21 protein-coding genes and 1 pseudogene are annotated in these 19581 nt (G+C 67.6%); 8 read left to right on the top strand and 14 right to left on the bottom strand.

The window, feature by feature from the left end:
* The first annotated feature begins 297 nt into the window (after window positions 1-297).
* Complete coding sequence (locus tag N7640_RS13775; RefSeq protein ID WP_220815326.1) at window positions 298-945, top strand: hypothetical protein; 648 nt, start codon at window positions 298-300, stop codon at window positions 943-945.
* A 78-nt stretch (window positions 946-1023) separates the two neighbouring features.
* Here the strand turns inward: N7640_RS13775 and N7640_RS13770 are convergent, their stop codons facing one another.
* From N7640_RS13770 to N7640_RS13755, 4 genes are all read right to left on the bottom strand, one after another.
* Window positions 1024-1749: a carbonic anhydrase gene (locus N7640_RS13770; protein WP_220815327.1), complete on the bottom strand. Its 726-nt coding sequence runs from the start codon at window positions 1747-1749 to the stop codon at window positions 1024-1026.
* A gap of 97 nt (window positions 1750-1846) precedes the next feature.
* On the bottom strand, window positions 1847-2908 hold the full coding sequence (locus N7640_RS13765; protein WP_220815328.1) for a PA0069 family radical SAM protein: 1062 nt from the start codon (window positions 2906-2908) through the stop codon (window positions 1847-1849).
* 65 nt (window positions 2909-2973) lie between these two features.
* A complete protein-coding gene (locus N7640_RS13760; protein WP_220815329.1) occupies window positions 2974-3477 on the bottom strand; it encodes a hypothetical protein in 504 nt (167 codons plus the stop codon).
* Between the two features lie 54 nt (window positions 3478-3531).
* The gene (locus N7640_RS13755; protein ID WP_220815330.1) at window positions 3532-4527 is read right to left on the bottom strand and encodes a bile acid:sodium symporter family protein; all 996 of its coding nucleotides are present in this window, start codon (window positions 4525-4527) and stop codon (window positions 3532-3534) included.
* Window positions 4528-4605: 78 nt separating this feature from the next.
* Here N7640_RS13755 and N7640_RS13750 point away from each other — a divergent pair, with 78 nt between their 5' ends.
* The gene (locus N7640_RS13750; RefSeq protein ID WP_220815331.1) at window positions 4606-5406 is read left to right on the top strand and encodes a helix-turn-helix transcriptional regulator; all 801 of its coding nucleotides are present in this window, start codon (window positions 4606-4608) and stop codon (window positions 5404-5406) included.
* Between the two features lie 6 nt (window positions 5407-5412).
* On the opposite strand, the gene N7640_RS13745 is transcribed toward N7640_RS13750, so the two are convergent.
* Window positions 5413-5673 carry a YheV family putative zinc ribbon protein gene (locus N7640_RS13745; protein WP_220815332.1) on the bottom strand — a complete coding sequence of 87 codons (261 nt, stop codon included), beginning with the start codon at window positions 5671-5673 and terminating at the stop codon, window positions 5413-5415.
* Window positions 5670-7718, bottom strand: a complete 2049-nt coding sequence (gene prlC, locus N7640_RS13740) for an oligopeptidase A (RefSeq protein ID WP_279904993.1) — start codon at window positions 7716-7718, stop codon at window positions 5670-5672. Before prlC ends, N7640_RS13745 begins: the two co-directional genes overlap by 4 nt.
* Window positions 7719-7840: 122 nt before the next feature.
* Here prlC and N7640_RS13735 point away from each other — a divergent pair, with 122 nt between their 5' ends.
* Together N7640_RS13735 and N7640_RS13730 are read left to right on the top strand one after the other, a co-directional pair.
* Window positions 7841-8404, top strand: a complete 564-nt coding sequence (locus N7640_RS13735) for a gamma carbonic anhydrase family protein (RefSeq protein WP_220815334.1) — start codon at window positions 7841-7843, stop codon at window positions 8402-8404.
* Between the two features lie 216 nt (window positions 8405-8620).
* Window positions 8621-9784: an acyltransferase gene (locus tag N7640_RS13730; RefSeq protein ID WP_220815335.1), complete on the top strand. Its 1164-nt coding sequence runs from the start codon at window positions 8621-8623 to the stop codon at window positions 9782-9784.
* Window positions 9785-9842: 58 nt separating this feature from the next.
* On the opposite strand, the gene N7640_RS13725 is transcribed toward N7640_RS13730, so the two are convergent.
* On the bottom strand, window positions 9843-10835 hold the full coding sequence (locus tag N7640_RS13725; RefSeq protein ID WP_279904992.1) for an asparaginase: 993 nt from the start codon (window positions 10833-10835) through the stop codon (window positions 9843-9845).
* 117 nt (window positions 10836-10952) lie between these two features.
* Complete coding sequence (locus N7640_RS13720) at window positions 10953-12401, bottom strand: alanine/glycine:cation symporter family protein (RefSeq protein ID WP_220815337.1); 1449 nt, start codon at window positions 12399-12401, stop codon at window positions 10953-10955.
* A 278-nt stretch (window positions 12402-12679) separates the two neighbouring features.
* On the opposite strand from N7640_RS13720, the gene glsB reads away from it, so the two are divergent.
* Both glsB and N7640_RS13710 read left to right on the top strand, forming a co-directional pair.
* The gene (gene glsB / locus N7640_RS13715) at window positions 12680-13600 is read left to right on the top strand and encodes a glutaminase B (RefSeq protein ID WP_279904991.1); all 921 of its coding nucleotides are present in this window, start codon (window positions 12680-12682) and stop codon (window positions 13598-13600) included.
* Window positions 13601-13648: 48 nt separating this feature from the next.
* Complete coding sequence (locus N7640_RS13710; RefSeq protein ID WP_279904989.1) at window positions 13649-14461, top strand: helix-turn-helix transcriptional regulator; 813 nt, start codon at window positions 13649-13651, stop codon at window positions 14459-14461.
* 25 nt (window positions 14462-14486) lie between these two features.
* On the opposite strand, the gene N7640_RS13705 is transcribed toward N7640_RS13710, so the two are convergent.
* The 3 genes from N7640_RS13705 to N7640_RS13695 are packed head-to-tail and all read right to left on the bottom strand — an operon-like array spanning window position 14487 to window position 16120.
* Window positions 14487-14675, bottom strand: a complete 189-nt coding sequence (locus N7640_RS13705) for a protein DnrP (RefSeq protein ID WP_279904988.1) — start codon at window positions 14673-14675, stop codon at window positions 14487-14489.
* 4 nt (window positions 14676-14679) lie between these two features.
* Entirely contained in the window at window positions 14680-15363 is a 684-nt protein-coding gene (locus N7640_RS13700) for a Crp/Fnr family transcriptional regulator (protein ID WP_220815379.1), read from the bottom strand.
* Between the two features lie 49 nt (window positions 15364-15412).
* The gene (locus N7640_RS13695; protein WP_279904987.1) at window positions 15413-16120 is read right to left on the bottom strand and encodes a Crp/Fnr family transcriptional regulator; all 708 of its coding nucleotides are present in this window, start codon (window positions 16118-16120) and stop codon (window positions 15413-15415) included.
* A gap of 167 nt (window positions 16121-16287) precedes the next feature.
* On the opposite strand from N7640_RS13695, the gene nirK reads away from it, so the two are divergent.
* Both nirK and N7640_RS13685 read left to right on the top strand, forming a co-directional pair.
* Window positions 16288-17373, top strand: a complete 1086-nt coding sequence (gene nirK / locus N7640_RS13690; RefSeq protein WP_279904986.1) for a copper-containing nitrite reductase — start codon at window positions 16288-16290, stop codon at window positions 17371-17373.
* 11 nt (window positions 17374-17384) lie between these two features.
* Window positions 17385-18107, top strand: coding sequence for an SUMF1/EgtB/PvdO family nonheme iron enzyme (locus N7640_RS13685; protein WP_279904985.1), 723 nt, complete (start codon window positions 17385-17387; stop codon window positions 18105-18107).
* Between the two features lie 101 nt (window positions 18108-18208).
* Here N7640_RS13685 and N7640_RS13680 read toward each other — a convergent pair.
* From N7640_RS13680 to N7640_RS13670, 3 genes and pseudogenes are all read right to left on the bottom strand, one after another.
* A pseudogene (locus N7640_RS13680) lies at window positions 18209-18660 on the bottom strand (transposase).
* Between the two features lie 167 nt (window positions 18661-18827).
* Complete coding sequence (tatA, locus tag N7640_RS13675) at window positions 18828-18992, bottom strand: twin-arginine translocase TatA/TatE family subunit (RefSeq protein ID WP_220815345.1); 165 nt, start codon at window positions 18990-18992, stop codon at window positions 18828-18830.
* Window positions 18993-19022: 30 nt separating this feature from the next.
* Complete coding sequence (locus N7640_RS13670; RefSeq protein ID WP_279904984.1) at window positions 19023-19580, bottom strand: nitrous oxide reductase accessory protein NosL; 558 nt, start codon at window positions 19578-19580, stop codon at window positions 19023-19025.
* Window position 19581 lies beyond the last annotated feature (1 nt).

Raw genomic sequence — 19581 nt, 5'->3', positions numbered from 1 at the left:
TTATCACTTGTCGAAACCTCTCCGTGCCGAAGCCCGTCCGGTTCCATCAGGTTCACGCCTTGCGAGTTCGAGTATAGACAGGGAGTGCGACATCACAACGCAGCCAGAAAAATAACGCCCGATTTTTGTCCAGGCCGCGCCGGCTGCGGGATGGCGTCCAGCGAAGCGGCACCGGGCGGAGCGGTTTATAGCTCCAGCTACTAACCATGAAATAATTATGACAATCCGTTCTTAGTCCCAGCCCGTCGCCAGCTAAGGTGAGTTTTCGTTTCTATCTCATGTCCATCCGGAGCCGTCATGAATACCCCCGCCCTGCGCGAACAGATCCAGCGCGCCCTCTCTCATGAAGCCAGCAGCGGTGACCTGGCCCGCCAGCTCGAAGGCCGCTTCGACCGGCTGCATCCGATCATCCAGTTGCCCGAGCGCGATGCCCGGGGTGTGCTCGAACGCTTCGTCGCCGCCTATGTGGAGCAGGTGCCGGATGTGCTCGATGCGGCCAATGCCGTCGCCCGCGAGGCCGGCATCGAGGCGCAGGTGAAACCGGTGCTGAAGCTGGCCGAACAGTTCTTCCTCAGCCCGCCGAGCATCATGGAAGGCCATCAGGGCCTGGATGCGCTGCTGGACGAGGCCTACCTGGCCCATCGCCTGGTCGAGGAAGTGAACGACCGCTACATCGCCCACCTGGGGCAGCCGCTGATCCCGCTGGATACCACCGTCGCCAACGTGATCGCCCATCAGCTGATCGGCGAGCCGTTCGCCAACCAGCTGGATGAAGCGGTGCATCACGCGGTCGAGGAAATGCTGGACGAGCAGGTGTTCCACCAGGATTCGGTGCAGGAATACCGCGCCCGCCTGAGCAACCCGCAGACCGTGGCGGCCTGGCAGAACTGGCCGTGCCTGTCGCGCCAGCTGGGTGTGGAGCTGGGCCTGCCGGTCAGCGCCTGACTTCGCCGCCGCTGGTCCCGGACTGCGTCCGGGCTACCGGCCCACAGTAAAAGGCCCGCATCCGCGGGCCTTTTCGTTTCATTGCGCCTGGTAGCGCGCCTTGGGCGTAGCCATCGGCACCACGTCGCCATCCAGCGGCAGGAAGCGGCCGCTCTCGGCGTCGTAGGCGCGGATCGCGCTGGTCTCGATGTCGTAGACCCAGCCGTGGATGAACAGTTGACCGCTGGCTACCCGCGCCGCTACCGAGGGGTGGGTGCACAGGTGGTTGAGCTGGGCCACCACGTTCTCCTCGGTGAGGATGCCCAGGGTGTCATGACCGTCGCAGCCGCAGTTTGCCTCGACCACCCGCAGCGCCACTTCGCTGTGGCGCAGCCAGGCCTTCACCGTCGGCATGCTCTCCAGGGTCTCGGGCGCCAGCACCGCCTTCATTGCGCCGCAGTCGGAGTGGCCGCAGACGATGATGTGCTGCACGCCCAGGGCCAGCACCGCGTACTCGATGGCGGTGGAGACCCCGCCCATCATCTGCCCGTAGGCCGGCACTACGTTGCCGACGTTGCGGGTGACGAACAGGTCGCCCGGCGCGCTCTGGGTGATCAGCTCGGGAACGATGCGCGAGTCGGCGCAGGTGATGAACATGGCGCGCGGGTTCTGCGCGCTGGCCAGGGCCTTGAACAATTCTTCCTGCTGCGGGAAGACTTCGTTGCGGAAGCGCTTGAAGCCTCCGACGATGGCGCCCAGCGCCTCGTCGGCGCTTTCCGGCGCGGTGCGCGCCTGCAGGGGAATGGCGTTGTGCTTGTAGGGCATGGCGTCTCACCTCGTGCTGGACCGTCGCGCTGGCGCGCGCGGCGGATTATCGACCTGGCATGCGGACAGTTGCCAGCTCCGGTGAGTCACATTTCATTTACAGCAGTGCCATCTGCCGGCCTGGCGGGGCGAACTGGCTGCAGTCCAGGTCGAAGCCGTCCCGGTGGTTCAGGCCCAAGCGCTTGCGCGCCAGGGCGAAGCGCTGCGCCAGCAGGTCGGCGAAGGCGCCCTCGCCGCGCATGCGGCTGCCGAAGCGGCCGTCGTAGTTCTTGCCGCCGCGTGACTGGCGCACCAGGCTCATCACGTGCTCGGCCCGTTCGGGAAAGTGGCTGCGCAGCCATTCCTCGAACAGCTCGGCGATCTCCAGCGGCAGACGCAGCAGCACGTAGCCGGCCGAACGGGCGCCGGCGTCGCGGGCCGCTTCGAGGATGCGCTCCATTTCCATGTCGTTGATCATTGGGATGATCGGCGCCACCAGCGCGGTCACCGGCACGCCGGCCTCGTGCAGGCGGCGCATGGCGCGCAGGCGGGCGCCGGGCGAGGCGGTGCGTGGCTCCATGATGCGTTTCAGCTCGTCGTCCAGGCTGGTCAGGCTGAAGGCCACGCTGACCAGCCTGCGGCTGGCCAGCTCCTGCAGCAGGTCGAGGTCGCGCAGGATCAGCGAGCTCTTGGTGACGATGTGCAGCGGGTGGCGGAAGCGCAGCAGGATTTCCAGGGCCTGGCGGGTCAGGCGCTGCTCGCGCTCGATCGGCTGGTAGGCGTCGGTGTTGATGCCCAGGGCCAGCGGCTGCGGGGTGTAGCCGGGCCTGCTCAGCTCCTCTTCCAGGCGCTCGGCCAGGTTGGTCTTGGCGATCAGCCGGGTCTCGAAGTCGATGCCCGGCGACAGGTCCCAGTAGGCGTGGGTCGGCCGGGCGAAGCAATAGATGCAGCCATGCTCGCAGCCGCGGTAGGGGTTCACCGAGCGGTCGAAGCCGACGTCCGGCGACTGGTTGCGGGTGATCACCGTCTTGGCCCGCTCGACGCGCACCTCGGTGGCGCGGCAGGGCGGCGTCTCGTCCTGGAACCAGCCGTCGTCCTCGTTCTCGCTGCGGGTGGGGGCGAAACGGTTGTGCGGATTGCTGGCGGTGCCGCGGCCACGGGGCGGCAAGGTGACGGACATGGAAAACGCTCCGAATACTGTATACATGAACAGTATTCGGATTTGCCCCCGTACGCCAGCGGCGGTTACTCCTCTTCGACCGGCGGCGGAGGCGTGAAGGGCCCGATCACGTATTCGCGGCCGTGGCGGCGGCAGTCCTCGAGCGTGCCTTCGGCGCCGCGCTTGGTGACCAGGAAGGTGCTGCCACCGACATCGTCGGCGTCGATCACGCCAGTTTCCAGGTCGATGCCCTGGCCCACCACCGACACCAGGAGGTCCTCGGCCCAGTCCGTACCGCCATGCCAGCGCAGGATCATCCGCCCCTCGCGCCAGTGCACCGAGACGAACTCGAGGCCGTGGGGCCAGCGGTAGCCCAGCAGGCAGAAGTGGTTGGTCCGGGTGTTTGCGCCCTGGTGCGCCAGCAGCAGGCGCAGTTCCGCCTCGGGCTGGCGGTAGCGCGCCTCCGTGGCGGGGTCGAAGCGCGCGTTCATGCCGGCGTAGATCGACGGGCCGAAGTCCTCGGCGGCGGCGCCCAGTGATGCCGCGAGCAACATCGCGCCGCCCAGGCCGTGCCATGAATATCCCTTCATCGTCCCTGACTCCTCGATAGCCGCCGGCACGGTAGCGCAGAGGCGTCCTGCGGGCTAGGGGTCGACCCGGCCCATCAGCTCGGTGATCGACTCCGGTCGCCGGGCGTAGCGCTGGGCCAGCACGGCGCAGACCATCAGCTGGATCTGGTGGAACAGCATCAGCGGCAGGATCAGCAGGCCGAGGCTGCTGCCGGCGAACAGCACCTGGGCCATCGGCACGCCGGTGGCGAGGCTCTTCTTCGAGCCGCAGAACAGGATGGTGATGCGGTCTTCCAGGTCGAAGCCGAACAGCCGGGCCGCGCCATGGGCGATGAGCAGCGCCAGGGCCAGCAGCGCGCAGCAGGCCACCACCAGACCGGCCAGGGCTGGCAGCGGCACTTGGTGCCAGAGCCCTTCGACCACCGCGGCGCTGAAGGCCACGTAGACCACCAGCAGGATCGAACCCTGGTCGACGAAACGCAGCCATTGCCGGTTGCGCTCGACCCAGGCGCCGATCCAGCGCCGCGCGACCTGGCCGGCGACGAATGGGATCAGCAGTTGCACGGTGATCTTGCCGATGGCGTCGAGAGTCGAGCCGCCGTCGCCGTGCACGTCCATCAGCAGCGCCACCAGCAGCGGGGTGAGGAAGATGCCGAACAGGCTGGATGCCGCGGCGCTGCAGATCGCCGCCGGCACGTTGCCGCGCGCCAGCGAGGTGAAGGCGATGGCCGATTGCACGGTGGCCGGCAGGGCGCACAGGTAGAGCATGCCGAGATACAGCTCGGGGCCGACCAGCGGCGTCAGCAGCGGCCGCAGCGCCAGGCCGAGCAGGGGAAAGGCGACGAAGGTGCAGGCGAACACCAGCAGGTGCAGCCGCCAGTGCCCGGCGCCGGCGATGATCGCCTGGCGCGACAGCTTGGCGCCGTGGAGGAAGAACAGCAGGGCGATGGCCAGGTTGGTGATCCAGTCGAACGCCAGCGCTACCTGGCCCCGAGCCGGCAGCAGGCTGGCGGCCAGGACCACGGCGAGCAGGGCCTGGGTGAACGGGTCGGGGAGGAAGCGGCGCAGCATGGCGGACTCGGCTTGCGGTACGGGGAGGGCCAACTTATCGTGACCGGACATTGCCGACTAACGCCAAAGAGCCAGCCAATGTCGCCAAACGGACAAGACGATGTGGTGCAGCGCGAAGTGCCCGGCCTGCGCAGCCTGCCCCGGCCGCTGTACGGGCGGGTGGAGTCGCTGCCCAACCGGGCGCTGACCTTCGTCCACAGCCATCCCTGGGTGCAGCTGTCCTACGCCATCGCCGGGGTGCTGGAGGTGCAGACCGCCAGCGCCCGCTTCCTCGCCCCGCCGCAACGGGCGGTGTGGGTGCCGGCCGGTGTCGAGCACCGGGTGTTCAGCTCACCCGGCACCGAGATGCGCAGCCTGTACATCGCCTGTGCCGTGGTGCCCTGGGGCCCGGAGGATTGCCGGGTGCTGGCGGTCAGCCCGCTGCTGCGCGAGCTGATCGACGGCTTCAGCGCCCTGCCGGCGGAATATGACGAGGCCGGCGCCCCCGGTCGCCTGGCCGCCGTGCTGCTGGATCAGCTGCGCGTCGCGCCGCCGGTCGACCTGTCCCTGCCGTTGCCGCGCGACGAACGCCTGCGCGCCGTGTGCGCCGGCCTGGCCGACCCGGACCACCAGCACCTGGGGTTGGGTGAGTGGAGCGCGCGCCTGGGCGTGTCCGAGCGGACCCTGAGCCGGCTGTTCCTGCGCGACACCGGCCTGAGCTTCCGCCTGTGGCGCCAGCGGCAGCGCCTGCTCGATGCCCTGGCCCCGCTGGAGCGCGGCGAGCGGGTCACCGACGTGGCTCTGGCCTGCGGCTACGACTCCCTGTCGGCCTTCATCGCCGCCTTCCGCCAGCAGTTCGGCGCGACGCCCGGCGAGTTCTTCCGCAGGCAGGCGCGGTGAAGCCGATCAGTCCTTCTTCAGTTTGGGATTGGGGAAGAACTGCACCGTCTGCCCCTTGTTCGCCGCCGGCTTGGGCGCGCCCTGGTTGACCCGGGTGCCGAGTTCCTTCGGCACCGACTGGCCCTGGGCGTTGAGGGTGTCGGCATAGCCGCAGGCCACGCATTCGCGGTGTGGCGTGCCATCTTCGTCCCACATCTTGATGGTGTCCATGGCGCTGCACGCCGGGCACACGGCGCCGGCGATGAAGCGCTTCTTCGGCTCGCTCATGCCGCCTCCCGGCTCAGGCCGAGGTGGCGCAGCAGGGCGTCGATGGACGGCTCGCGGCCGCGGAAGTCGACGAACAGCACCATCGGCTCCTGGGAGCCGCCGCGGGCCAGGATGGCCTCGCGGAAGGCGCGGCCGGTGGCCGGGTTGAGCACGCCTTCCTCCTCGAACCTGGAGAAGGCGTCGGCGGACAGTACTTCCGCCCACTTGTAGCTGTAGTAACCGGCTGCGTAACCGCCGGCGAAGATGTGCGCGAAGCTGTTGGCGAAGCGGTTGAAGGCTGGCGGACGGATCACCGCCACCTCGTCGCGCACGCCCTCCAGCACCTCCAGCACGCTACGGCCGTCGCCGTGGGTGGCGTGCAGTTCGAAGTCGAACAGGCTGAATTCCAGCTGGCGCACCATCATCAGGCCGGACTGGAAGTTCTTCGCCGCCAGCATCTTGTCCAGCAGCGCCTGGGGCAGCGGCTCGCCGGTCTCGTAGTGGCCGGAGATCAGCGCCAGGCCCTCGGGCTCCCAGCACCAGTTCTCCATAAACTGGCTCGGCAGTTCGACCGCATCCCAGGCCACGCCATTGATGCCGGAGGCGCCGGCGTGCTCGACCCGGGTCAGCAGGTGGTGCAGGCCGTGGCCGAATTCGTGGAACAGGGTGGTGACCTCGTCGTGGGTCAGCAGCGCCGGCTTGCCGCCGACGGCAGGGGTGAAGTTGCACACCAGGTTGGCCACCGGGCTGATCAGTTCACCTTGCGCCGATTTGCGTTTGTCGCGGGCGCCGTCCATCCAGGCGCCGCCGCGCTTGTTGGCGCGGGCGTAGAGGTCGAAGAAGAAGCGGCCGACGTGCTGGCCGTTCTCGCGGATTTCGAACAGGCGCACGTCCGGGTGCCAGGTGTCGAAGTCCTTCAGCTCGGCGATCTCGATGCCGTAGAGCTTCTGCACGATGGCGAACAGGCCGGACAGCACCTTGTCGATCGGGAACCAGGCGCGCACTTCCTCCTGGGAGATGCTGTAGCGCTGCTGGCGCAGCTTCTCGCTGTAGTAGCCGACGTCCCTGCTCTGCAGGTCGCTGACGCCCTGCTCGGCGGCGAAGGCCTTGAGTTCGTCCAGGTCCCGGGCGGCGAAGGGCTTGCTGCGCACGGCCAGGTCGCGCAGGAAGTGCAGCACCTGGTCGGTGCTCTCGGCCATCTTGCTGGCCAGGCTCAGCTCGCTGTAGTGGGCGAAGCCGAGCAGCCGGGCCAGTTCCTGGCGCAGGTCGAGTATCTGCTCCATCACTGGGCCGTTGTCGTTCTGCCCGGCGTTCGGGCCCTGGTCGGAGGCACGGGTGCAGTAGGCGGTGTAGACCTCTTCGCGCAGGGCGCGGTCGTCGGCGTAGGTCATCACCGCGTAGTAGCTGGGGAACTCCAGGGTGATCAGCCAGCCGTCCAGCTCCTTGGCCTGCGCCGCCTGGGCCATCTGCGCCTTGGCCGAGTCGGTGAGGCCGGCCAGGGCCGCCTCATCGGTAATGTGCTTGGTCCAGGCCTGGGTGGCGTCGAGCAGCTGGTTGGAGAAGCGGCTGCCCAGCTCGGAGAGCTTCATCTGGATCTCGCCGTAGCGCTTCTGCTGCTCGGCCGGCAGGTCGATCCCGCTCAGGCGGAAGTCGCGCAGGGCGTGTTCGAGGATGGTCTGCTGCGCCACGTCGAAGCCTGCGGCGGCCGGGCTCTTGGCCAGCGCGTCGTAGGCCTCGAACAGCGGCTTGTTCTGGCCCATCTCGGTCCAGTATTCGGACAGCTTGGGCAGGCAGGCCTCGTAGGCGTTGCGCAGCTCGGCGTTGTTGCATACCGCATTGAGGTGGCTGACCGGGCTCCAGGCACGGCCGAGGCGCGCACCCAGCTCGTCCAGGGCGAGCACCAGACCGTCCCAGCTCGGGCTGCCGGCCTGAGTCTTGAGCAGCTCGGCGATGGCCGCGCGGCTGTCGGCGAGGATCTGGTCGACGGCCGGCTCGACGTGTTCGGGCTTGATCAGCGAGTAGGGCGGCAGGTCGAAGTCCTGCAGGAGGGGGTTGGCTGCGGTCACGGCAAGGCACCTTTGGACGCGGATTCGAAGAGAGGTTATGGGGTCGCGAGCGACCTTTCACAACCGGAATGATCCGAATGTTAATTACAATCCCGGCAAACCGCAGCCTGAAGGAGACTATCGTGGCGATTCGCAGTTACCAGGGCAAAGTCCCGCAACTGGGCGCACGGGCGTTCGTCGACGCCAGCGCCGTGGTCCTCGGCGACGTGGAACTGGGTGAGGATGCCTCGGTCTGGCCGATGGCCGTGGTGCGTGGCGACATGCACCGCATCCGCATCGGCGCCCGCACCAGCGTGCAGGACGGCAGCGTGCTGCACATCACCCACGCCGGCCCGTTCAACCCGGACGGCTACCCGCTGATCGTCGGAGAAGACGTGACCGTCGGTCACAACGTCACCCTGCACGGCTGCACGCTCGGCAGCCGCATCCTGGTCGGCATGGGCAGCATCGTGATGGACGGCGCGGTGGTCGAGGACGAGGTGGTGATCGGCGCCGGCAGCCTGGTGCCGCCGGGCAAAGTGCTGGAGAGCGGCTACCTGTACGTCGGCAGCCCGGTGAAACAGGCCCGCCCGCTGACCGACAAGGAGCGCGCCTTCTTCGCCTACAGCGCGGCGAACTACGTGAAACTCAAGGAGTTGCACAGGGCCGAGGCCGGTGACGCGCTCCAGACAGGCATCCGTTTGTGACTGACCGGGAGGTCACCCGCCATTGGCGTGCCGCGCAGCTTGCAGCTATTCGCAAATGCTGATGCTATGCACGCCGAAATTGCAGGCGAATACGCTGGTGCCTTTACCGCAGGCGGCTTGCAATGACGATTACAATGCGCGTCTTGATAGCGGCCTGCGGCCTTGTGGAGGGCCAGGTCATCATCGTGCGTGAGCCCGTGGCCTGAGTCAGAGCGAATGAGCAAGGGACGCATCCTCGACATCGAAATCCTGCGCGCCGTGGCCGTAATGGCCGTGGTGGTGCATCACGCCGTGGGCAACCTGCTGCCCTGGAGTTCGCCCGGCCTGGAGCGGCTGACGGTGTACTTCGGCGGCTGGGTGGGCGTCGATCTGTTCTTCGCCATATCCGGCTTCGTGATCGCGCGCAGCCTGCTGCCGCAATTGCAGGCCAGTCGCGACGGCATCGATGCCTTCCGCATCACGCTGGCGTTCTGGCTGCGCCGTGCCTGGCGCCTCCTGCCCTCGGCCTGGTTGTGGCTGGCCCTGATCCTGGTCGCGGCGGTGGTGTTTCGGGAGTCGGGATTGTTCGGCAGCGTCCGGGCCAACATCGAGGCGACGGTGGCCGGGGTGCTGCAGGTCGCCAACCTGCGCTTTCTGGAGACGTTCGGGCGCAGCGAGTACGGTGCGAGCTTCGTCTACTGGACCCTGTCGCTCGAGGAGCAGTTCTACCTGCTGCTGCCCCTGGCGGTCCTGCTGCTGCGCCGCTGGCTGGTGCCGGTCCTGCTGCTGATCGTGGTCTGGCAGCTGGTGACCGAGCGTACCCTGGCCATGATGGTGTTCCGCTGCGATGGCCTGTTGCTCGGCGTGCTGCTGGCGATCTGGAGCCGCCATCCGACCTATGCCCTGGCGCGCCCCGTCTTCCTCCAGCGGCTACCGGCGAAGGGAACCCTGCTCCTGCTGGTCGTCGTCCCGTTCATGGGCCTGCTGGGCTCGGACGTGCTGAAGATCGCATCGCACCGCATGAGCCTGGTGGCCTTGCTCAGCATATTGCTGGTCTGGGTGGCGTCCTATGACGACGACCTGTTCCTGTTCTCGCCGCTGCGGGGGATATTCGCCTGGTTGGGTTCGCGATCCTATGCGATCTATCTGATCCACATCCCGGCCTTCTCCCTGACCCGGCAGATCTGGAGGTGGCTGGCGCCGGGGCAGACGGTGGACGAGACCTTCTTCTATCCCTACGTCCTGACGGCCGGCCTGTTGATCCTGCTGCTCAGCGAGCTGAACTATCGCCTGGTGGAAACCCCGTTGCGTCGGCGCGGCGCGCGAATCGCTGCCCGATTCGCCCGGCAGGAACCGAGCGACACCGATGCGGACAGGCGCCGGCGCGAGCTTTCCGTCTGACGAGACGATCCAGGCGGGAAACCATTTCCGCAGCCATCTCCGGCCTCGTCAACGTCCCTCAGTCCGCCATTTCCCCACAAAGATCATGAGCGAACAGCCGCTCGACTTCTGATCGGGGCAGGCCCGCGCCGAGCAGGCTGAACAGCTTGCCCAGCGCGGCCTCCCGGGTCATGCCGCCGCCGCTGACCAGGCCGGCCTCGGCGAGGGCGCTGCCGGCGGCGTAGACCTCGAAGTCCACGTGGCCCAGCGGGCACTGGCTGATGGCGGCCAGCACCACGCCTCGTTCGCGGGCCTCGCGCAGGGCGGCGAGTATCGCCGGGTCGTCCGAGGGACCGGTGCCGCTTCCGTAGCATTCCAGCAGCAGGGCTTCGACGCCGTTCGCCAGGGCGGCTTGCAACTGGGTGGCGGTGAGCCCGGGGAACAGCGGTTGCACGGCCAGCGTCACTTCGCGGCGCGGCTGGCGGTAGTGCAGGGCGGCGGGGAGCGTCTCTTCGTGCACGCCGTGGCGTGGCCTGGCCATGGTGACGAAGGCGTCGAAGGCCTCGCTTTTCATCTTGCTGGCGCGGGCGCCGTGCAGCAGGTGGCCGTCGAAATACAGGTGCACGCCCGGCAGGCAGCCCTGGTCGAGCGCGGCCAGGGCGCCGAACAGGTTGGGCCAGGCGTCGCTGCCGGCGGCGCCGGCCGGGAGCATGGAGCCGGTCAGCACGATTGGCACCTGGATGCCCAGCAGCAGGAAGCTCAGCGCCGCGGCGCTGTAGGCCAGGGTGTCGGTGCCGTGCAGCAGCAGCACGGCGTCGAAGCCTTCCTCGTCCACCGCCTGGACGATGGCATCGCGCATCGCCAGCCAGTTGGCCTGGCGCATGTTGGCGCTGTCGATGGGTGGCGACAGCTCGCGGAAGCGCCAGGCCGGCGCGGGGCGCTCCGGGTGCAGGGCCTGTTCGGCCTTCAGCCGCGCCTCGAAGCCGGACGCCGGGGCGAGGCCCGACTCGCTCATTTCCATGCCGATGGTGCCGCCGGTGTAGAGCACCAGCAGGTTCTGCGAAGGAGTCATGCGCTTATTCCAACAGTAGCGGTACGGGTCTGGATAGCCCGAGTGTAACGGCGTGGGCGCCGAGGCAGGGCAAACAAAAAGGGGGCTGCGCGCCCCCTTTTTATTACACCGGATGACTCAGCGCTGGTGCAGGCTGTGGCTCAGGGCGACGTGCTCGTCGGCGCTGGCTGGCTGCGGGTTGGCCGGCCAGGCGACGGGGTCGAGGTCCAGGTCGGCGAAGTCCTTCGGATCGAACACCGGGGTGGCGATGCCGGCGGCGCGCTGGCGGTCGTAGTCGCGCATCAGGCGCAGGCCGACCTTGATCAGCATGGCCAGGGCGGCCAGGTTGACGAAGGCCAGGCAGGTCATGGTGATGTCGGCGAAGGCGAACACGGTGCCCAGGTTCTGCATCGAGCCCCAGAAGATCAGCGCCAGCACCAGGCCGCGATACACCAGCAGCGGGGTGCGGCCGCGGCCGACGAGGAACTGCAGGGCGTTCTCGCCGAGGTAGTAGTTGTAGAGGATGCAGGTGAACACGAACAGGCTCAGTGCCACGCTGACGAAGATCCGGCCCCAGTCGCCGACCACGGCGGCCAGCGAGTTCTGGGTGAGGACGATGCCGTCGCCCTCGAAGCCCGGGGTGTAGAAGCCGGACAGCAGGATCAGCAGGGCGGTGCAGGTGCAGATCACGAAGGTGTCGAGGAACACGCTGAAGGCCTGTACCACGCCTTGGGCCACCGGGTGCTTGACCGCGGCCACGGCGGCCACGTTGGGCGCGCTGCCGAGGCCCGCCTCGTTGGCGAACACGCCGCGCTTCACACCCATCACGATGGCGCTGCCGAGCAGGCCGGCGAAGGCTGGCTCCAGGCCGAAGGCGCTCTTGACGATGGTCACCAGCATGTCCGGCACCAGTTCGATCTGGCTGACGATCACGTACAGGGTCACGGCGATGTAGGCCAGGGTCTTGACCGGCACCAGCAGGTCGGAGACGGCGGCGATGCGTTTGATCCCGCCGATGAACACCAGGCCCAGCAGCACGGCCAGGGCCAGGCCGGTGTAGTGCACCGGGAAGCCGAAGGCGTTCTCCAGCGAGTGGGTCACGGTGAACGACTGCAGGCCGTTGAAGGCGAAGCCGTAGGTGACCAGCAGGAGCACGGCGAAGGTCAGCGCCATCCAGCGCAGCTTCAGGCCGTGCTGGATGTAGTAGGCCGGGCCGCCGCGGTACAGGCCGTCGCCGTCGGCGCGCTTGTAGGCCTGGGCCAGGGTGCACTCGAAGAAGCTGCTGGACATGCCGACCAGGGCGGTCACCCACATCCAGAACACCGCGCCCGGGCCGCCGAGGGTCACGGCGACGCCCACGCCGGCGATGTTGCCGGCGCCGACGCGGCCGGCGAGGCTCAGCATCAGGGCCTGGAACGAACTCAGCTGGCCGGCGCTGCCACGGATCGAGTCCTTGAACACGCTGAACATGTGGCCGAAGTGGCGGAACTGGACGAAGCGCGAGCGGAGGGTGAAGTAGCTGCCCAGACCCACGATCAGCACGATCAGCAGTTTTCCGGACAGGAAATCGTTGAGCATTTCCAGCATGGCGAGGACCTCGATTCTTATTGTTCGACTGGACGGAAGAACACGGCGCTGCCGTGGACGGGCATGGTCGACCCGGCGTCCACCCCGGGCAATTTCGCGGACTGTGGCGATATGACGCGAGTTGGCGCTCAAAAAGCGTCTCTAGCGTCACAATCGGGCACTCACCCGCACAGGCACCGAGCCGTCTGTCATGCGTGTTTCGAGCTGGCCCGACACAACTGTGATGATGCGCCGCACATGTGCGTCTATGTCGGCACACGCCTATGGAGAAGCCGAGCATGCAGGCACTGCTGAACGAAATCCTGGACCAGGTGCGCCCGCTGCTGGGCCAGGGCGAGCTGGCCGACTACATCCCTGCGCTGGCCGAGGTGCCGGCCGATCGCCTGGGCATCGCCGTGCAGGGCGTGGATGGCAGTCTGTGGCAGGCCGGCGATGCCGCCGAAGCGTTCTCGATCCAGAGCATTTCCAAGGTGTTCAGCCTGGTGCAGGCCATCCAGCGTTGCGGCGAAGACATCTGGCTGCGCCTGGGGCACGAGCCGTCCGGCCAGCCGTTCAACTCGCTGGTGCAACTGGAGTTCGAGCGTGGCCGCCCGCGTAATCCGTTCATCAACGCCGGCGCCCTGGTGATCTGCGACATCAACCAGTCGCGCTTCGCCGCGCCGACACTGTCCATGCGTGACCTCGTGCGCCGCCTGTCCGGCAACCCGCTGCTGGTGTCGGACGAGCGGGTCGCCGAGTCGGAATACCAGCACCGCGCGCGCAACGCTGCGGCGGCCTACCTGATGCAGGCCTTCGGCAATTTCCACAACGAGGTCGAAACGGTGCTGCGCAGCTACTTCCACCATTGCGCCATGGCCATGAGCTGCGTGGACCTGGCCCGCGCCTGCGCCTTTCTGGCCAACCAGGGCATCTGCCCGCGCAGCGGCGAGCGGGTGCTGACGGCGCGGCAGACCCAGCAGGTCAACGCCATCATGGCGACCAGCGGTCTGTACGACGAAGCCGGCAACTTCGCCTACCGGGTCGGCCTGCCAGGCAAGAGCGGTGTCGGTGGCGGCATCGTCGCGGTGGTGCCGGGGCGTTTCAGCCTGTGCGTGTGGTCGCCGGAGCTGAACGCCGCCGGCAATTCCCTGGCCGGCATGGCGACCCTGGAGGCCCTCAGCGCGCGGATCGGCTGGTCGGTGTTCGCCCCGCTTGGCTGACCGGCGTCGGTGCTAGACTCGCGCCGCGCGCATCATCAGGAGAGGCCCGTGTCGCACGCCCTCGGCAACAACCTCAAGCTGCTCTGCAGCCACTACCGGTCCATCGCGGAGGTATGCCGCAAGCTGGCGATCAACCGGGCCCAGTTCAACAAGTACCTTGGCGGCCAGAGCCGCCCCACGCCCTACAACCTCAAGCGCATCTGCGACTTCTTCGGCGTCGAGGACTACGAGCTGATGCTGCCGCCGGAGCAGTTCGCCCGGCTGCTCGGCGTGCGCGCCGACCGCGCCCAGGCGCAGGCCGCCAGCGATCCCCTGCTGGAACTGTTCGCCCCGCTGCGCGAGCACTCCAGTTCGCTGGCACGCTACTGCGGCTACTACTTCGAGTATTCCAACTGCATGTCGGTACCGGGCCAGGTGCTGCTGTCGCTGGTGCACCTGCGCGAAGAGCGCGGCAATTACGTGTTCGAGCGCCAGGAGAGGCAGGAGCGCGCGCGGGGCGGCGACGCCGAGGACTGGGTGCGCTGCCGCTATCTGGGCGCGGCCTTTTACCTGCAGGACCGGCTGTTCCTCATCGACTACGAGTCGCTCACCGGCAACGAGATGAGCCAGACCATCCTCATCCCCAGCTTCAAGAGCCGCATCACCCGCCTCAACGGCCTGAAGACCGGCGTTTCCAGCGGCGACCGGCGTACCCCGGCCTGTACCCGGGTGGTCTGGCACTACCTCGGCGAGGAGATCAACCGGGTCAACGCCTATCGCCAGGTGATGCTCTACCCGCCGGAGGATGCACGCATCGACGACGACATCCGCCAGCGTCTGTCCGGCGCGCATATCCGCGACGGACTGTTCGAGATCGAATAGCTCAGGACAGGTAGGCCGCCGCGGATTACAGGCTGCGCGGCAGCCACAGCATCATCGCCAGGCAGAACACCGAGAGCGCGACGCAGAACCAGAGGAAGCGCCGCTGCCGGCGCTGCTGGGGACGGTCGGTGGGCAGGGGCATGCCGCAACCGTCGCAGGCGACCGCCTGCTCCGGCTGCGAGCGCTGGCAGTACAGGCAGGTGCGCGTGGCCATGGCGCTACTCGAACTGCTCGAGGCGCTGGCGATCGAGGATGCGGATGACCTTCGCCTGCTGGGTGATGATGCCTTCGTCGATCAGGCGGCGGATGATCCGCGAGAAGGTTTCCGGCTGGATCGACAGGTGTCCGGCGATCAGCTGCCGGGCCATCGGCAGCTCCAGTTCCGGTTCCTCGCTCTGGCTGCGCGCCAGCTGGGTGAGCAGGTAGCGCACCACGCGGTGGGTGGCGTTCTTCAGCGACAGCGTCTCGATCTCGTTGATGCGCTGGTGCAGGCGGATGCACAGCTTGCCGAGCAGGGCGAAGGTCAGCCGCGAGTTGCCCTGCAGCAGGCGCATGTAGGTGGTGTTGGAGAAGCGGTACAGCTGCACCGGGCCGAGCGCCTGGGCCGAGGCCACGTAGTCGGGGGTGTCCATCAGCATCATCGCTTCGGCGAAGGTCTGCCGCTCGCCGATGACCTCGAACACCTTCTCCTGGCCGTCCGGCGTCAGGCGGTAGATCTTCACCGCACCGGCGATGACGAAGAAGAACGCGTGCGCCGGCTCGCCCTGCATGAACAGGATGTCGCCCCTGTCCAGGTTGAGCAGCTGGCTGTCGGCGAGCAGTTCGTCCAGCTGCTCGTCGGACATCGGCTCGAACAGGTGGTGGCTGCGCAGGATCTGGTGGTGCACGCGGTGCAGCCCCATGGTCGGGTCCTGGCCGCCCGAGGTGGCGATCATCCGGGTCGGGATGGTGTTATCGAGCATGGTCGTTCTCCGGTGGTTCGGCGTAGCGGGCGATGCCGTCCAGGTCGAGCAGCGCCACGTGCTGGCGCCCCAGTTCGAGCAGTCCGCGCTCCTTCCAGGCGCTGAGCAGGCGGCTGACGGTGTGCAGGGTGGTGCCGGTCATCTCCGCGAGGTTCTGTCGCGACAGCGGGAAATCGATGCTGACGCCAGTGGCCGTGCTGCGCCCGAACTGCTGCGCCAAGCGTAGCAGGGCATGCGCTAGGCGCTGCTCGACGCGCTCGGTGGACAGCTCGCGGATGCGCTGGTGGGCATCCTGCAGGCGCTTGCCGACGGCCTGCACCACGTGTTCGGTCAGGTGCGTGCAGACCCGGCTCAGCGGCTCCCACTGGGCCGAGGGCCAGCGCAGCGCGCAGCTGTCCTCCACGGCGACGGCGGACGCCGGGAAATGGCTCATCGCCATGGCCCGGGCGATGCCGAACAGCTCGCCGCTGCACACGTAGCGCACCACCACGCGCTCGCCGGCCGAGGTCAGCTGGGATATCTGCAGGTGGCCGCCGAGCAGGAAAAAGAAATGCCGGGCGGGCTCGCCCTGCTGGAAGACGAATTCGCCCTTGAGGAAGTGGCATTCCTGCGCGTGCGCCAGCGCTTCCCTGAGCTCGCTGTCGCTCAGTGGCGAGAACAGAGGCAGGCGTGCTATCAGCTCGAACTCGGGTGGCATAGGGCACCAGATTGGGGCAATGCAGCGGATGAGCTGATCGTAGCGCGCCGCTCGCCTGCACCGGTGCGGTATGTTGTCGCTGCCCACCCCTTCTTTGTCCCAGGACAAAGAAGCCGGCGTCGCGATGCCCTGCAATGGTGTCAGCCAACCTAAAAAGGGAAGACGCCATGAAAGCTTTCAAACCCCTGCTGATCGCCAGCGCCATCGCCCTGTGCTTCTCCAGCACCTCGCTGCTCGCGGACACCACCGACGGCCTGCAGCGGGTCAAGGTCGATCTGGTCGCGCCGCCGCAGGTGCATGCCCACGAGCAGGCCACCACCAGCAAGCCCAAGGTCGTGCAGTTCCGCATGGTCATCCAGGAGAAGAAGGTGGTGATCGACAACCAGGGCACCACCCTGCAGGCGATGACCTTCGACGGCTCCATGCCCGGCCCGACCATGGTGGTGCACGAGGGCGACTACGTGGAGCTGACCCTGGTCAACCCCGCCACCAACGCCATGCCGCACAACATCGACTTCCACGCCGCCACCGGCGCGCTGGGCGGCGCCAAGCTGACCCAGGTGGCCCCGGGCGAGGAGGCGGTGCTGCGCTTCAAGGCCGACCGCAGCGGCACCTTCGTCTACCACTGCGCGCCGGAAGGCATGGTCGCCTGGCACGTGGTCGCCGGCATGAGCGGCACCCTGATGGTGCTGCCGCGCGAAGGCCTGAAGGACCCGGACGGCAAGCCGCTGCACTACGACCGCGCCTACACCATCGGCGAGTTCGACCTGTACATCCCGAAGGACGCCGACGGCAAGTACAAGGATTACCCGGACCTCGCCTCCAGCTACGCCGACACCCGCGACGTGATGCGCACCCTGACCCCGACCCATGTGGTGTTCAACGGCAAGGTGGGTTCGCTGACCGGCGAGAACGCCATGACCGCCAAGGTCGGCGAGACCGTGCTGTTCATCCACTCCCAGGCCAACCGCGACACCCGCCCGCACCTGATCGGCGGCCACGGCGACTGGGTCTGGGAGACCGGCAAGTTCGCCAACGCGCCGGAGAAGAACCTGGAGACCTGGTTCATCCGTGGCGGCTCGGCGGGCGCGGCGCTGTACACCTTCAAGCAGCCTGGAGTGTACGCCTACGTCAACCACAACCTGATCGAGGCGATGGAGCTGGGCGCCGCGGGCCACGTCAAGGTCGAGGGCGAGTGGAACGACGACCTGATGAAGCAGATCAAGGCTCCTGGCCCGATCACTTCCCAGTAGGGGCGATGGCGATGAGAGCGCTGCTGGCAGGCGGGTTGCTGGTGCTCGGCGGCTGTTCGCCGGCCACCGGCATCGACGAGAGCGAATGGGTGCGGATCGCCGCCGGCACCGCCCATTACCAGGCCGTCGACGCCAGCGGTGCCGCCATCGAGGAACGCAGCGACGGCTTCGCGATCATGCGCCGCCAGGTCAGCCAGGCGGAGTACGCGGCGTGCGTCGCGGCGCAGGCCTGCATGCCCCTGGACGGCGCGTTGCGCGAGGCCGCGTCGGCCGACCTGCCGGCGGTGGGCATCAGCTGGCTGGATGCCAGCGCCTACGCCCAGTGGATGACCCGGCGCACGGGCGTGACGCATCGCCTACCCCGCTACGCCGAGTGGGTGCTGGCCGCCGGCGAGGCCTTCGAGGACGAGCCGCCACAGGTCTTCGACGATGCCCGCAACCCGGCGCAGCGCTGGCTGGCGGAGTACGACCGCGAGTCCCGGCGCAAGCCGCTGGACCCGCGTCCGCTGGCGTTCGGCAGCCAGGGTCGCAATGGTAACGGCCTGCTCGACGTGGCCGGCAATGTCTGGGAATGGACCGACAGCTGCGTCGGCCAGGGCGAGTTCTGCGGCATCCGCGTTGCCGCCGGGCAACATCCAAGCGGCCTGTCCGACTTCGTGCGCGATCCCGTCAGTGGCGCCTGCTCGGTGGGGGTGCCGCCGAGCAATCTGGGCTTCAGGTTGGTACGCGATTAAGTTCGCGGCCAAGGCCGCTCCCACAAAGGCAGCCCCTACAGAGGATGGTGTTTGTAATTGTGGGAGCGGACTTGTCCGCGAAGCTCTTCCAGCCTATGGCCTCAGAGCCAGCAGGCATCCCAAAGCGGATAATCGCCAATATGCTCCACAAGGCCCGCCCGCAATGGATTGGCAATGATGTAGCGGGCAACCGCTCGAAGGTCTTCCTCCCGGCGCACGGCCCGGTCATGGAAACCCTGCTGCCAGAGCACACCCGAGCATCCGATGCTCCGATTGATGTGTCGCGAGCTGTTGTTCTTGACCCGCCGCATGAGCCTGTCCAGCGGGCGGTCGCGCAGTTCGACCAGCCAGTGCAGGTGATCGGGCATCACCACCCAGGCCAGCGAAGTGACCCAACCGTCATCGTTGGCGGCGCGTAATTCCGTTACGAGCAGGCGACCCAGATGGAAGTCGCTGAAGAATGGCTGGCGCTGATGGGTGGTGGTGGTCAGCAGGTAGGGGCGGCCGGCTCCGAATGGCGGCCAAGACGCAGGCGGTGGGATTCGGCGGGCATTCCTTTGCCTCAGGGAAAAGCGGGTGTTTCGGTATAGCACAGAGGGGGGCTTGTTCGCGGACAAGCCAGCAAGAGTTTCAATTGTGGGAGCGGCCTTGGCCGCAAATAGAACCAGCAGAAAAGCATCGCGGCCAAGGCCGCTCCCACAAGGGGTGGGGGGTGCGCTACTACTTCATCCGCTTCGTATCTTCCTCTCCCTCGCGCATCGACTTGCGGAAGCCGCTGATCGCGCTGCCCAGGTCCGAGCCCAGGCTGCGCAGGCGGCTGGTGCCGAACAGCATGGCGACCAGCAGGGCGATGATCAGGATTTTCCAGACGCTGAGACCCATCATTTCGCGTACCTCGTTGGGTTGAACGGCGGGTCAGTGGCCCGCGTGACCGTGGCCATGCGCCGGGGCGGCGCCATGTTGCAGGTTGGCCGCCTCCTGCAGCAGCGCTTGGTCGATCTCCGCGAAGCGCAGCACGCGGCCGCCGTGTTCGGCGGCCAGTTGCTGCGCCTGCTGCTCGCTGGCGAAGCTGGCCAGCGACGCACCCATGGCGCCCTTGAGCGAGGTGCCGATCACGTAGTAGGCGCTGGTCGCGTCGATCAGGTGCTCGTCGTCCGGGTGTTCCCAGACGCTGCGGCCCATGTCGTGCACGTACAGCTTGGCGTCGAGGTGTCGGTTCTCCGGCTGCAGCCACCAGCCGAGCATCTCGGCGGTGGAGCAGAACTTCTTCACCCCGTTCTTCGCCACGGCCTGGCCCTTGGGCCCGGGGAAGTCGGCGATGACCATGCCGCAGACGTGGCATTCGTCGCTGGCGTGGAAGGCCACCGGCTCCAGCGACTGCCGGGTTTCCTCCTTCTCGCCGCAACCGCCCAGGCCGAAGGCGAGGACGGTGGCGAGCAGCGCCGTGGCGCCGGTACGGTACAGGTGGTTCATT

The sequence above is a fragment of the Pseudomonas sp. GD04015 genome (assembly GCF_029837675.1).
Taxonomy (GTDB): domain Bacteria; phylum Pseudomonadota; class Gammaproteobacteria; order Pseudomonadales; family Pseudomonadaceae; genus Aquipseudomonas; species Aquipseudomonas paralcaligenes.
The sequence above is the reverse complement of the archived record's forward strand: the minus strand, read 5'-3'. Positions and strand labels throughout refer to the sequence as shown.